The sequence below is a fragment of the Lysobacter terrae genome (genome assembly GCF_054782215.1).
In genome coordinates this window covers 374,813-386,988 of record NZ_BAAGSX010000008.1, presented here as the reverse complement: position 1 = coordinate 386,988, position 12,176 = coordinate 374,813, and the positions used below count along the sequence as shown (strand labels likewise).

At 66.8% G+C, this 12,176-nt stretch carries 12 protein-coding genes; 4 read left to right on the top strand and 8 right to left on the bottom strand.

All coding sequences use genetic code 11. The features are described 5' to 3' along the window. Nucleotides 1-13: 13 nt before the first annotated feature. Nucleotides 14-2,257 carry a M4 family metallopeptidase gene (locus ACYVJ8_RS13490; RefSeq protein WP_460713224.1) on the top strand — a complete coding sequence of 748 codons (2,244 nt, stop codon included), beginning with the start codon at nucleotides 14-16 and terminating at the stop codon, nucleotides 2,255-2,257. Between the two features lie 74 nt (nucleotides 2,258-2,331). Here ACYVJ8_RS13490 and ACYVJ8_RS13485 read toward each other — a convergent pair whose 3' ends face one another. The 8 genes from ACYVJ8_RS13485 to ACYVJ8_RS13450 all read right to left on the bottom strand — a co-directional run bounded on the left by ACYVJ8_RS13485 (nucleotide 2,332) and on the right by ACYVJ8_RS13450 (nucleotide 7,629). Next, complete coding sequence (locus tag ACYVJ8_RS13485; RefSeq protein ID WP_460713222.1) at nucleotides 2,332-2,811, bottom strand: hypothetical protein; 480 nt, start codon at nucleotides 2,809-2,811, stop codon at nucleotides 2,332-2,334. A gap of 183 nt (nucleotides 2,812-2,994) precedes the next feature. Next, nucleotides 2,995-3,159 (bottom strand): 50S ribosomal protein L33, encoded by a 165-nt coding sequence (gene rpmG, locus ACYVJ8_RS13480; RefSeq protein ID WP_460713220.1) that lies wholly within the window; start codon nucleotides 3,157-3,159, stop codon nucleotides 2,995-2,997. Nucleotides 3,160-3,175: 16 nt separating this feature from the next. Then, nucleotides 3,176-3,412 carry a 50S ribosomal protein L28 gene (gene rpmB / locus ACYVJ8_RS13475; RefSeq protein ID WP_460713218.1) on the bottom strand — a complete coding sequence of 79 codons (237 nt, stop codon included), beginning with the start codon at nucleotides 3,410-3,412 and terminating at the stop codon, nucleotides 3,176-3,178. Nucleotides 3,413-3,793: 381 nt separating this feature from the next. Next, entirely contained in the window at nucleotides 3,794-4,156 is a 363-nt protein-coding gene (locus ACYVJ8_RS13470) for a lipid-A-disaccharide synthase N-terminal domain-containing protein (protein WP_460713216.1), read from the bottom strand. A 5-nt stretch (nucleotides 4,157-4,161) separates the two neighbouring features. Further along, nucleotides 4,162-4,890, bottom strand: coding sequence for a glycosyltransferase family 2 protein (locus ACYVJ8_RS13465; RefSeq protein ID WP_460713214.1), 729 nt, complete (start codon nucleotides 4,888-4,890; stop codon nucleotides 4,162-4,164). Between the two features lie 100 nt (nucleotides 4,891-4,990). Continuing rightward, nucleotides 4,991-5,956, bottom strand: a complete 966-nt coding sequence (locus ACYVJ8_RS13460) for an NAD-dependent epimerase/dehydratase family protein (protein ID WP_460713211.1) — start codon at nucleotides 5,954-5,956, stop codon at nucleotides 4,991-4,993. Nucleotides 5,957-6,008: 52 nt separating this feature from the next. Then, entirely contained in the window at nucleotides 6,009-6,350 is a 342-nt protein-coding gene (locus ACYVJ8_RS13455; protein ID WP_460713210.1) for an EF-hand domain-containing protein, read from the bottom strand. Between the two features lie 88 nt (nucleotides 6,351-6,438). Next, nucleotides 6,439-7,629 carry a DesA family fatty acid desaturase gene (locus tag ACYVJ8_RS13450; protein ID WP_460713208.1) on the bottom strand — a complete coding sequence of 397 codons (1,191 nt, stop codon included), beginning with the start codon at nucleotides 7,627-7,629 and terminating at the stop codon, nucleotides 6,439-6,441. A gap of 201 nt (nucleotides 7,630-7,830) precedes the next feature. Here ACYVJ8_RS13450 and mutM point away from each other — a divergent pair, with 201 nt between their 5' ends. The 3 genes from mutM (at nucleotide 7,831) to ACYVJ8_RS13435 (ending at nucleotide 12,173) form a co-directional block, all read left to right on the top strand. Further along, nucleotides 7,831-8,643 (top strand): bifunctional DNA-formamidopyrimidine glycosylase/DNA-(apurinic or apyrimidinic site) lyase, encoded by an 813-nt coding sequence (gene mutM, locus ACYVJ8_RS13445; protein WP_460713206.1) that lies wholly within the window; start codon nucleotides 7,831-7,833, stop codon nucleotides 8,641-8,643. Between the two features lie 99 nt (nucleotides 8,644-8,742). Next, nucleotides 8,743-9,306, top strand: a complete 564-nt coding sequence (locus tag ACYVJ8_RS13440; RefSeq protein ID WP_460713204.1) for an ECF-type sigma factor — start codon at nucleotides 8,743-8,745, stop codon at nucleotides 9,304-9,306. Nucleotides 9,307-9,362: 56 nt separating this feature from the next. After that, on the top strand, nucleotides 9,363-12,173 hold the full coding sequence (locus tag ACYVJ8_RS13435; RefSeq protein ID WP_460713202.1) for a serine/threonine-protein kinase: 2,811 nt from the start codon (nucleotides 9,363-9,365) through the stop codon (nucleotides 12,171-12,173). Nucleotides 12,174-12,176 lie beyond the last annotated feature (3 nt).

Sequence of the window (12,176 nt, the reverse complement as noted above, 5' to 3'; positions counted from 1 at the left end):
CAAGGAGAGAGTTGTGGAACGTAGCAAGTTGAACCTTCTTGCCTTCTCGCCGTTGGCGTTCGCGATCGCCTGCGCCCCCGCCATGGCCGCATCGCGCGTCGACCTGCATCAGCAGGACGCCAAGCAGATCGAAGCGCGCTACAAGAGCGCGACCGCGAAGGCGGGCGTCGCCGCCAATGCCGCCGATCGCCATGCCGAAATGCTGGGCCTCGATGCCGATTCGAGCCTCAAGCTGCTCAGCACCGACACCAGCAACGGCACCGTGCGCCGTTACCAGCAGACCTTCCGCGGGATTCCGGTGTTCGGCGAACACGTGGTGGTTGCCGAGGACCGCAATGGCAACGTGCGTAACCTGTTCGGCCGCCGCGTCGACGGTCTCGCGCGCGAACTGCCGTCGGCAGCTGCCAAGCTCGACAACGGCCGTGCCCTGGCCATCGGTAAGCAGGCGGGTCTGGGCAATAGCCTGACCACCAAGCGCACCGAGAACGAGAAGAGCGACTTGATGGTGTGGGTCGACGACAACGACCGTGCGCACCTGGTCTACGTCGTGTCGTACTTCGCCGACTTCGCGCAGGGTGGCGCGCCCAGCCGTCCGTTCGTGATCGTCGACGCCAACAACGGCCGCGTGCTCAAGCAGTGGGAAGGCCTGACGCATGCCGCCATCGGCACCGGTCCCGGCGGCAATGCCAAGACCGGCCAGTACCAATGGGGTTCGGGCGGCATCTACGGCTTCCTCGACGTGACCCAGTCGGGCACCACCTGCACGATGAACAACACCAACGTGAAGTCGGTGAACCTCAACGGCGGCACCACGGGCACGACGGCGTTCTCGTACACCTGCCCGAACAACACCTACAAGACCATCAACGGCGGTTATTCGCCGATCAACGACGCCCACTACTTCGGCGGCGTGATCACCAACATGTATCCGGCCTACACCGGCTACAACGCGCTGAGCTTCCAACTGGTGATGCGCGTGCACTACAGCAGCAGCTACGAGAACGCGTTCTGGGACGGCTCGACGATGAGCTTCGGCGACGGCGCGACCACGTTCTATCCGCTGGTCAGCGCGGACGTCGCCGGCCACGAGGTTTCGCACGGCTTCACCGAGCAGCACTCGAACCTGACCTACTCGGGCCAGTCCGGCGGCATCAACGAAGCCTTCTCCGACATGGGCGGCGAAGCCACCGAGTACTACTGGAAGGGCACGAACGACTTCCTGGTCGGCCAGGAAATCTTCAAGTCCACCGGCGCGCTGCGCTACATGTGCAACCCGACCCAGGACGGCCGTTCGATCGACAACGCCGCCAACTACACCTCGGGCCTGGACGTGCACTACTCCTCGGGCGTGTACAACAAGGCGTTCTGCAACCTGGCCAAGACCGCGGGCTGGGACGTGCCGAAGGCGTTCAAGGTCTTCGCCCGCGCCAACGCGCTGTACTGGACGGCCAGCTCCACCTACAACAGCGCCGCGTGCGGTGTGGAAACGGCGGCGACCGACGTGGGCCTGAACAAGGCCGACGTGACCGCGGCGTTCACCACCGTGGGCGTCAGCTGCTCGGGCGGCGGCGGTGGCGGCACCGTGACCGCACTGGGCAATGGCGTGCCGGTCACCGGCATCGGCGCTTCGTCGGGTGCGGACAAGTTCTACAAGCTGGACGTGCCGGCCGGCGCGAGCGGCCTGAAGTTCGTCACTAGTGGTGGCACCGGTGATGCCGATCTGTACGTGAAGTTCGGTTCGCAGCCGACCACCACGTCGTACGACTGCAAGTCGGAAGGCAGCACCACCGCCGAGACCTGCAACATCGCCACGGCGCAGGCGGGTACGTACTACGTGACCATCCATGCCTACACCACCTACTCGGGCATGAGCCTGACCGGCAGCTACACCACCGGTGGCGGCGGCGGCACGCAGACGTACAGCAACACGGCCGACTACAACATTCCCGATAACAACGCGACGGGCATCAGCAGCCCGATCACGGTTTCGGGTCGCACCGGCAATGCACCGACCAACGCCTCGATCTCGGTCAACATCGTCCATACGTACTCGGGCGATCTGAAGGTCGACCTGATCGCGCCGGACGGTTCGGTCTACAACCTGCGCAGCAACACCGGCGGCAGCGCCGACAACATCGTCGAGACCTACACCAAGAACCTCTCGACGGAAGCGCTGAACGGCACGTGGAAGCTGCGCGTGATCGACAGCGCGTCGATCGATACGGGCTACATCAACAGCTGGAGCATCACGTTCTAATCGCGAAGGTCCCGGCTTTCATAGCCGGTCTGCGCAAGAAAAGCCCCGGCCATGCCGGGGCTTTTTCTTTGTACTCAGTCGCGCGCGCCGGGTAATGCTTCGCCGTGAACCAGATAGTGATTGAGCCGCGCCTCCCAGTCGCGCATGAACTCCACGTAATAGTCGGCGGTGAAGGCCGCCACGAAAGCGTCGCCTTGCGCGCCCAGGCTCGTATGCAGATAGGTCACGATCGCGTCGCAGCCTTCGGTCGTGGCCTGCAATTGGATCGACAGCCGGCATGCGGTGACACCGGGGGTGATCTTCAGCATCTCGACGAAGCCGGCATCGGGTTCGTGCCGGGTGACGTACCAGATCGCGTCGGCCGGTTCGGCGGCGGTGACGAAGACGCAATCGGGTTCGGCGACGCCGGTTGCGCTGACGACCAGGAGTGGGTTCCAGCCTTCGATCCAGTCGGCTTCTCGCACGGGGCATAGCAGCGGGAAGACTTGCGCCCGTGTCGCTGCGAGATGCTGGGTGTAGGTGTGGGCGACGCGGTTGGGGGGTTGGATGTTCATGGGGGTCTCCTGGCCGTTGTTTTGGACACGCAAAAAAAGAAGCCCGCCTTGCGGCGGGCTTCTTTTGAACAATTTGAAAGGCAGAGCAAAGTCGCTGGATCCCCGCCTTCGCGGGGATGACGCGACAATTGTCGCGTCGGTTTTGGCAAAGCCATTCGCGCTATGCGCGAATGGGCCAAAACGTCACTTGATCTTGCCTTCCTTATAAGCCACGTGCTTACGAACGACGGGGTCGTACTTCTTGACCTCCATCTTGTTCGGCGTGTTCTTCTTGTTCTTGTCGGTGGTGTAGAAGTGGCCGGTGCCGGCCGAAGAGATCAGGCGGATCTTGTCGCGCTTGGAAGCCATGGTTCGATCCTCCTACTCAGATCTTCTCGCCGCGGGCACGCAGCTGGGCAAGGACGGAGTCGATGCCGTTCTTGTCGATGGTGCGCAGGGCAGCGGTGGAAAGGCGCAGCTTCACCCAGCGGTTTTCGCTGGCAACCCAGAACCGGCGTTCATGCAGGTTCGGGAGGAAACGGCGGCGGGTCTTGTTGTTAGCGTGCGAGACGTTGTTACCCGTCTGCACGCGCTTGCCGGTGACTTGGCATACGCGGGACATACGCACCTCGAGAGGTAATTATTGCTTCCCTTGGCCAGGGAGGCGGCGGCCCCTCCGCCCGCGGTGGATTGCGGCGGCTCACGATTCGGGTCGGAAATGTCCGCTGCCGGCGGCGGGAGGAATCGTGGTTCCGGTCCCGCCCGGTCCCGGCACAAGGCCGACCGGACGCAGCGAGCCGCGAATTATGCACGGAGCGGGAGGGCTGGGCAAGGGTTATCCACAGGGCGGCCCACTCCCTCGCCCCGCTTGCGGGGAGAGGGACAGCGTCGCGCAGCGATGCAGGGTGAGGGGACGTGTCGCAACAGCAACGGCGAAAGCGCCCCTCATCCGCCCTTCGGGCACCTTCTCCCCGCACGCGGGGAGAAGGGAGTCACGGGTAGCTCAGTGGCTCGCCCTATCCCGATGCCAACCCCGGTGCTTGATGTCCAGGTACAGGCTGTACGCCGCGGTGAACGCCGGGAACAGGTTCTGGATGATCCCCACCGAGTCCTGCTTGGCCGAGAACAGGAAGTAGGCCAGGGTCATCACGCTGCCCAGCAGGCTCATGTACCAGAACAGCCGCGGGATCACCGGCTTGCCGTACTTGCGCGAGGCCAGGAACTGCACCAGCCAGCGTCCCCCGAACATCAGCGCGCCAGTCAGGCCGATCAGCTTCCACGGCGACATGTGCAGGCCGGTCCAGGCCAGCCAGGCGATCGGCGAATTCATGAAATCCGCGCCGCCAGTGGCAACGGAAGCAGCCATCACCATCATTGGACTTCCTCGACGGCGGTGCGCTTGCTGCGCGTTATCAGCCAAGCCACACCGCGCAGGTCACGGATGCCCACGAGCGCGCGGTTGAGGTTGTTGTACTTGGACACGCCCGTAGTGCGCGCGCGATGGTTGACCGGCACGCTCACCGTCTTCCAGCCCGCACGCTGCATCAGCGCCGGCAGGTAGCGGTGCATATGGTCGAAGTACGGCAGGTCCAGGAACGCGTTGCGCTCGAACAGTTTGATCCCACAACCGGTGTCGGGCGTGTCGTCGCGCAGCATGCGGGTGCGGATCGCGTTCGCCCACTTGCTGGCCCAGCGCTTGCTGCCGCTGTCCTGGCGACTGACGCGCCAGCCGGCGAACAGCTTCACCTCGCGCGGATCGTCGCCGCGCTTGGCGAGCAGCTTGGGAATGTCGGCCGGATCGTTCTGGCCGTCGCCGTCGAGGGTGGCGATCCAGGCGCCGCGCGCGGCCTTCACGCCGGTGCGGATCGCGGTGCTCTGGCCGCACTGGCTGACATGATGGAGCACGCGCAGCTCGGGCACCTGCGCTTTCAAATCGCGCAGTACCGACAGCGTGTTGTCGCGCGAATGATCGTCGATGTAGACGATCTCGAACGGCACGACGCCGCGCATAGCCGCCACGATTTCGTGGATCAGCGGGGCGACATTGTCCTGCTCGTTGAACACGGGCACGACGACGGAGATTTCGGGGGATGCAGTCATGTAGGCGTCTTCAGGCCGCGCGGGGCGCGACTGAACGGGAGCGTTGGGCGTGCATCCTACCCGCCCGAAGTTGCGACGTCAGTCTCGCTCGCCCCCCTATTCAGGCCCGGTCGCCGAAATAGTCCCGGCACCAGGCCACGACCTGGGGCAGGCCGACCTCGATCGCGGTCGCTGGCTCGAAGCCGAAGGCGGCCTTGGCCCGCGCGGTATCGGCCATGGTTTCGATCATGTCGCCGGGCTGCATGGGCTTGTACACCTTCTGCGCGGGCCGGCCGGCGGCCTGCTCGACCACTTCGATGAAGCGCTCCAGCTCCACCGGGGTGTGATTGCCCAGGTTGAAGACGCGGTGGGGTGGCTCGCTCTGCGGCGGATGATCCAGCGCGCCGAGCACGCCGGCCACGATATCGGCGATGAAGGTGAAGTCGCGACGCATCTTGCCGTGGTTGAACACGTCGATCGGCCGCCCCGCCAGCACCGCGCGCGAGAACAGCAGCGGCGCCATGTCCGGACGACCCCAGGGGCCGTACACGGTGAAGAAGCGCAGCCCGGTCGAGCGCAGGCCGTAGAGGTGCGCATAGGTGTGCGCCATCAGCTCGTTCGCCGCCTTCGTCGCCGCGTACAGCGAGCGCGGCTGGTCGATGCGCTGGTCTTCCGAAAACGGGGGCTTCGCCGAATCGCCGTAGACCGAGGACGAACTGGCGTACGCCAGATGCTGCACGCCGCGATGGCGGCACAGCTCCAGCAGGTTCACGAAGCCGACCAGATTGCTGTCGACGTAGGCATGCGGGTTGGTCAGCGAGTAGCGCACGCCGGCCTGCGCGGCCAGGTGCACGACGCGCACCGGCGCGGTCTCGTCGAACAACGCGGCCATGCCATCGCGATCGGCCAGATCGAGCATGCGGATATCCGCATCCGGGCACAGCGCCGCGACGCGATCGCGCTTGATCTGCGGATCGTAGTAGTCGTTGTAGTTGTCGAGCCCGACCACGGCGTCGCCGCGATCCAGAAGCGCACGGCACACATGGGCGCCGATGAAGCCGGCCGCGCCGGTCACGAGAATGGTCATGCGCGCATTCTAGTGAATGCGGTTGAAGACCGCGCTCACCTCGCCTGCCGGCCTAGCGCGGCGGCGCGGACAGTTCATTGGCGTTGAGGAAGCCGTCGCCGTCGGCGTCCTGGCGGCGGAACATCGCGGCCAACAACTCGCGGTGATCGGCCAGGCTGACGGTGTCGCCCTTGCCGCCGGGCAACTCGTCCGCGGTCAGCAGGCCGTCGCCGTTGAGGTCCATGCGTTCGAAGGCGTAACCCATCCAGGCCTGGTATTCGGTCAGCGAGATGCGCCCGTCCTGGTCGCCGTCCATGCGCGCCAGGTAATCGCTGGTCGCCACGACCTGCGCGGACACCGCCGCGGACCAGCACAGGCAGGCCGCCGCGACCGTCGTCGGAAGAAAGGAAAACATGTCGCGCACTTTGCCGACGCCCGCCTGAATCATCAAACAAAGAAGGGGCGTTGCCGCCCCTTCGTGTACTCGTACCGCATGCCTGCGATCACGCGCCGATGCGCGCCGGCGCCAGCGCGTAGCCCTTCATGCGCACCGAGAACGCCTGCAGCGCGGCGTTGCCCGATGCCTCGGCTTCGGCGCACCACGCCTGCAGCTTGGCCAGCGTGGCCTGCGCATCCTGCGAGCGCTCGTCCAGCACGTGCGAAAGCTTGGCGCGGAATTCGGCCAGTTGCGCCATGCGCGGACGCTCGGCGAGCCATGCGTGCAGCTTGGCGCGCTTGTCCTCGTCGAGCCAGCGACCGCCGTCGGCCAGGCCCTGGCGCAGCTTGCGCGGCAGCTTGAACTTGGTTTCACGCAGTGCCGGCAGCGTGACGTTGCGGTAGTAGTCGGTCATTGCCTGGAAGCGGATCGCCAGCAGCGCCTTCATCGTCTCGCCGTCGGGCATGGCGATGTTCGGGCGCACGTCGAGCGTCGGCGCCACGCGCAGGACCTTGGCCAGGCCGATCTTCTCGAACGCACGGATCGCGACCCAGCCGATGTCGACTTCGAACTTGCGCAGCGCGAACTTCGCCGACGACGGGAAGGCGTGGTGGTTGTTGTGCAGCTCTTCGCCACCGATCCACACGCCCCACGGGGTGAGGTTGGTCGAGGTGTCGGCGCTTTCGAAATTGCGGTAGCCCCACCAGTGGCCGAGGCCATTGACCACGCCCGCGGCCCAGAACGGAATCCACGCCATCTGGATCGCCCACAGCGCGACGCCAACGAAACCGAACAGCGCGAAGCTGATGAACAGATACAGGGTCGGGCCGAGCGTGGCGTACGGCGTGTACAGGTGACGTTCGATCCAGTCGTCCGGGCAGCCCTTGCCGTACTTCTCGATCGATTCGCGATCGTTGCGCGCTTCCTTGTACAACTCGACGCCGCGCCAGAACACGGTCTTGATCCCCTTGATCTGCGGGCTGTGCGGATCTTCCTCGGTCTCGCACTTCGCGTGGTGCTTGCGATGGATCGCCGCCCATTCCTTGGTGATCATCGACGTCGACAGCCACGTCCAGAAGCGGAAGGCGTGCGCCAGTACCGGATGGAAATCCACCGCGCGATGCGCCTGCGAACGATGCAGGTACAAGGTCACCGAGAGGATGGTGAGCTGGGTGGCGATCAGGAAATAGATCGCGAGAGCGCCCCAGCCGGCCTGCAACAGGCCACCAGCGAGGAAATCGAGCAGGGAAGAAAACATGACAACTCCGAAGCGGGCGCCCTGCCTTCGCCGAGGCGAAGAGGGAGGATGGAAGGACGTTTCCCGCGCGGGATTTTGACACTCTCCGCGTGCGTTCGCCCCTGTATGGAACTGGTTGTGTGATGGGGGTCGGCGGGGCATTCAGCAAGGCCAAAAACTGAATAGGGCTCCCGCTGGGAGGGACCCCCGTAAGCTAGGCGCATGCCCGAATTGCCCGAAGTCGAAACCACCCGCCGTGGCCTCGCCCCGCACCTCGAAGGCCGCACGATCACCGGCGTCACCCTGCGCCGCCCGGACCTGCGCTGGCCGATTCCGCCGGAAGTATCCGAACTGCTGCCGGGCCAGCGCATCGACCAGGTGCGCCGTCGCGCCAAGTACCTGCTGCTCGACACCGCCGCGGGCAGCGCCCTGCTGCACCTGGGCATGTCCGGCAGCCTGCGCGTGCTGCCGGCGGCGACGCCGGTGAAGGCGCACGACCACGTCGACCTCGCCCTCGATTCCCGGCGCGTGCTGCGCTTCACCGACCCACGCCGCTTCGGTTGCCTGCTGTGGCAGCCGCCGGGGGAAACGCACGAGTTGCTGCGCGAACTCGGCCCGGAGCCACTGTCGGACGCCTTCGACGGTGACTATTTATTCGCGCTCAGCCGCGGACGCAAGGCGCCGGTAAAAACGTTTTTGATGGACCAGAAGGTGGTCGTCGGCGTCGGCAATATCTATGCCGCCGAAGCCCTGTTCGAAGCCGGCATTTCACCGCTGCGCGCCGCCGGCAAGGTCTCGCGCGAACGCTATGCGCTGCTCGCCGCCGCGGTGAAGCGGATCCTGGTCTACGCCATCGCGCGCGGCGGCACCACGCTGCGCGACTTCATCAGCCCCGACGGCGAACCGGGCTACTTCGAACTGGAACTGGCCGCCTACGGGCGCGGCGGCGAGCCCTGCCCGCGCTGCGGGCGCCCGCTGAAGCAGGCCGCAATCGGCCAGCGCGCCACTGTGTGGTGCGGACACTGCCAGAAATAGCCTCGGGGGCCGACGCGTTCAGCCGCGGCGTACCTTCGCCCCTCGGCGGGTTTTGCATTTGGGTTTATATTCCAGACATCTTCGGGGGTCGGGTTCCACATGGCGGACAGTGCTGACATCACCATGCTGCTGGATGCGGCTCGGGGCGGCGACCGCGGCGCACTCGACAACGTGCTCGCGCGCCTCTACAGCGAACTGCATTCGATGGCACGGCGCCAGTTGGCCGGCCAGCACGGCCAGACGCTGGATGCCACCGCCCTCGTACACGAGGCCTACCTCAAGCTCATCGGCCGGCGCGAAGCGCATTTCGACGATCGCGCGCACTTCTTTGCCTATGCCGCCTCGGCCATGCGCAGCGTGGTGGTCGACTACGCCCGCCAGCGCCTGGCGCAAAAGCGCGGCGGCGACCTGCACCGCGTCACCGACCTGCCGGAAGACGTCGAGGGCGGCTTGCGCCTGGACGAGGAAACGCTGGGCCTGGACGTGGCGCTGACCAAGCTCGCCGCCGTCGACCAGAAGCTCGCCCAGGTGGTGGAGCTGCGCTACTTCGCCGGGCTGTCGGAACTGGAAATCGCCGCGCTGCTGGACCGCTCCGAACGCAGCATCCGCCGCGACTGGCAGAAGGCACGGCTCTTTCTGCTGGCCTCGTTGAAGGACTCCTAAAGCCACGCCGCCGTCGCGCGCGCGACGGCCCATCCACGGGGAGCACAGGCAGACCGATGGACCCCGAGCGCTGGCAACGCCTGTCCCCGCTGCTGGATTCGCTGTTCGAATTGCCGGCGGAAGCGCGTGCCGAGCGCCTGCGCGAACTGCGCGACGAGGACGCCGAACTCACCGATGAACTCGAAGCGCTCATGGCGCTCGAGGAAGAGCGCACCGACTTTCTCGCCGAACCGCTGACGCCGCCGCGCCCGGGCGTGCAGCCGGGCACGGTCGTGGGCCCTTATCGCCTCGATCGCCTGCTCGGCGAAGGCGGCATGGGCCAGGTCTGGCTGGCCTCACGCGCGGACGGCCTGTATCAGCGCCGCGTCGCGCTGAAACTGCTGCGCCCCGGCCTGACCGACACCAATCTGCGCCTGCGCTTCACCCGCGAACGGCAGATCCTGGCGCGCCTGGCGCATCCGCACATCGCGCGCCTGCTCGATGCCGGCGTCACCACCGACGGCCTGCCGTATCTCGCGCTGGAATACGTCGACGGCGAACCGATCACCGACTACTGCCGCGCGCTGGACACGCCGGTAGCGCAGCGGCTGCGCATGTTCCAACAGGTATGCGACGCGGTCAGCCACGCGCACGCCAACCTGATCGTGCATCGCGATCTCAAGCCCTCGAACATCCTGGTCACCCCCGCGGGCGACGTGCGTCTGCTCGACTTCGGCATCGCCAAGCTGCTCGACAGCGAAGTGCCCGTAGTCGAACAGACGCGCACCGGCATGCGTGCCTTCACCCTGCACTACGCCGCGCCCGAGCAGATCCGCGGCGAACCGGTCACCACCATGACCGACGTGTACTCGCTCGGCGTGGTGCTGTACGAACTGCTCACCGACCGCAAGCCGTACAAGCTCAAGCGCGACAGCGATGCGGCGTGGGAAGACGCGATCCTGTTCACCGACCCGCTCAAACCTTCGCAGGCGGTGTTGCGCCGGATCGAGAGCGAGACGCAGGAGGAATACAGCCGCGTCGCCGACCTGCGCCGGCGCGCGCGCGTGTTGTCGGGCGATCTCGACAACATCGTGCTCAAGACTTTGTCCAAGCCGCCCGAGCAGCGCTATCCCTCGGTCGAGGCGCTCGCTCTGGATCTGCGCCGCTACGAGGACGGCCGCCCCGTGCTGGCGCGGCCGCAGGGCGTGGGCTATCGGATCCGCAAGTACTTCGCCCGCCATCGCTGGACGCTCGCGACGGCGACGATGGTCGTCGTGGTGTTGTCGCTGTCGATCGGCCTGGTCGCCTGGCAGGCGCGCCAAGCGCTGGCCGAAGCCGCGCGCGCGCAGGCGATGCAGGACTTCATGGTCGGGCTGTTCGAACAGGCCGGTGGCGCACCCGGCCAGGCGGTGGACCTGCGCAGCCTGCTGACGGCCGCCGAGGCCCGCGATCGCGCCGAACCCCGGCGGCAGCCCCGTGCGCGTGCCGAGCTGCTCGGCCTGCTCGCCCGCCTGCGCCTGGGCCTGGGCGACTACCCGCAAGCCGCGGTCCTGTTGGGCCGGCAGGCGGCCATCGTCGACAACGCCGGCGATATTCCCGACAGCCTCCAGCTCGAGTCGCTCACCTTGCGCGGACAACTGCTGGCATTGCAGGGCAACGCCAACGACTGCATCGGGTTGATGCAGCCCTACCTGGATCTTGCCCGCAACGAGCAGGCGCAACTGCCGCCGCAGAGCAGCCAGTTCTATTCGCAGCTGGGCCGTTGCCGCCGCGCGGCCGGCGAACGCCAGGGCGCGCGGCAGATGGTCGAACGCTCGCTCGCGATCCGGCGCGAAGCCCCATCCGACGACGTCGGCATCGTCGAAAACCTCATCGATCTGGCCGGCCTGCAGGCCGATGCCGGCGACACCGACGCGGCACTGCGCGGCTACGACGACGCGCTGGAGCATCTGAACTCGCGCGTGAGTGCGCGCCATTCGCTCGCGGTGGACATCCTGCGCCAGCGCTGCGCGGTGCTGCGCACGCGCGGCGAAGCGGCCGCCGCCGAACGCGACTGCCAGGCCGCGCTGGACCTCGCCCGGCAACTGCACGGCGACGACAGCCGCCCCGGCGTGGATGCGCGCCGGCAACTGGCCGCGCTGCACGTGGACGAGGGCCGCTATGAAGCGGCGCAGCGCGAATTCACCCAGACCCAGGATTGGCTGGTCGCACGCCTCGGCCCCGACCATCCGGACGTTGCGCGCAACTACAACAGCCTGGGCATCACCGCGTGGGAGCGCGGCGACTTCGCCGCCGCACAGCCGGCGCTCGCGCGCGCGGTATCGATCTGGCGTCATCACGGCGACGTCGCGCTGCTCGCCGCCGGCCTGTTCAACGAGGCCATGGTGCTGCACGACGCGGGCCGGGACGCCGAAGCCCTGCCCTTGCTGGAGGAGTCGCGACGGTTGCGCGTCGAACAGTTCGGCCCTCGGCACGGACTCGTCGGCGATACCGACCGCCTGATCGGCGAAGTCGCGCTCGCCATGGGCGACGCCACGCGGGCGCGGCAGGCCTTGCAGAGCGCGGTCGTGCTGACGCGCGACGGCTACGGCGGTGAACACCCGCATGCGCTGCGCGCGCAACTCTCACAGGCGCGGTTGCTGGCGGCGGCGGGCGATACCGGCGCCCTTCGCCGTCTCGCGCAGATCGGCAATTTGGCGCCTACCGACAGCGAGCGCAGCAAGACGCGCTGGCTGGCCCACGCCTACCTCGCGGAAACGCGCTGCAGCCGCGAGCCTGTCCTCGCTCAGGTCGAACTCGATGCGCTGTTGCGGGAAATGCGGACGGCGCTGCCGGAAGGCGGTGCGGTGCTGCGAGAAGTGCAGGCGATCCGCGAAGGCTGCCCCTGACCG

Bases quoted from the DNA above. Each gene is read 5' to 3' on its own strand.
- ACYVJ8_RS13485 (WP_460713222.1), bottom strand. From the start codon at position 2,811: ATGAACATCCAACCCCCCAACCGCGTCGCCCACACCTACACCCAGCAT.
- rpmG (WP_460713220.1), bottom strand. From the start codon at position 3,159: ATGGCTTCCAAGCGCGACAAGATCCGCCTGATCTCTTCGGCCGGCACC.
- rpmB (WP_460713218.1), bottom strand. From the start codon at position 3,412: ATGTCCCGCGTATGCCAAGTCACCGGCAAGCGCGTGCAGACGGGTAAC.
- ACYVJ8_RS13470 (WP_460713216.1), bottom strand. From the start codon at position 4,156: ATGGCTGCTTCCGTTGCCACTGGCGGCGCGGATTTCATGAATTCGCCG.
- ACYVJ8_RS13465 (WP_460713214.1), bottom strand. From the start codon at position 4,890: ATGACTGCATCCCCCGAAATCTCCGTCGTCGTGCCCGTGTTCAACGAG.
- ACYVJ8_RS13460 (WP_460713211.1), bottom strand. From the start codon at position 5,956: ATGACCATTCTCGTGACCGGCGCGGCCGGCTTCATCGGCGCCCATGTG.
- ACYVJ8_RS13455 (WP_460713210.1), bottom strand. From the start codon at position 6,350: ATGTTTTCCTTTCTTCCGACGACGGTCGCGGCGGCCTGCCTGTGCTGG.
- ACYVJ8_RS13450 (WP_460713208.1), bottom strand. From the start codon at position 7,629: ATGTTTTCTTCCCTGCTCGATTTCCTCGCTGGTGGCCTGTTGCAGGCC.
- mutM (WP_460713206.1), top strand. From the start codon at position 7,831: ATGCCCGAATTGCCCGAAGTCGAAACCACCCGCCGTGGCCTCGCCCCG.
- ACYVJ8_RS13440 (WP_460713204.1), top strand. From the start codon at position 8,743: ATGGCGGACAGTGCTGACATCACCATGCTGCTGGATGCGGCTCGGGGC.
- ACYVJ8_RS13435 (WP_460713202.1), top strand. From the start codon at position 9,363: ATGGACCCCGAGCGCTGGCAACGCCTGTCCCCGCTGCTGGATTCGCTG.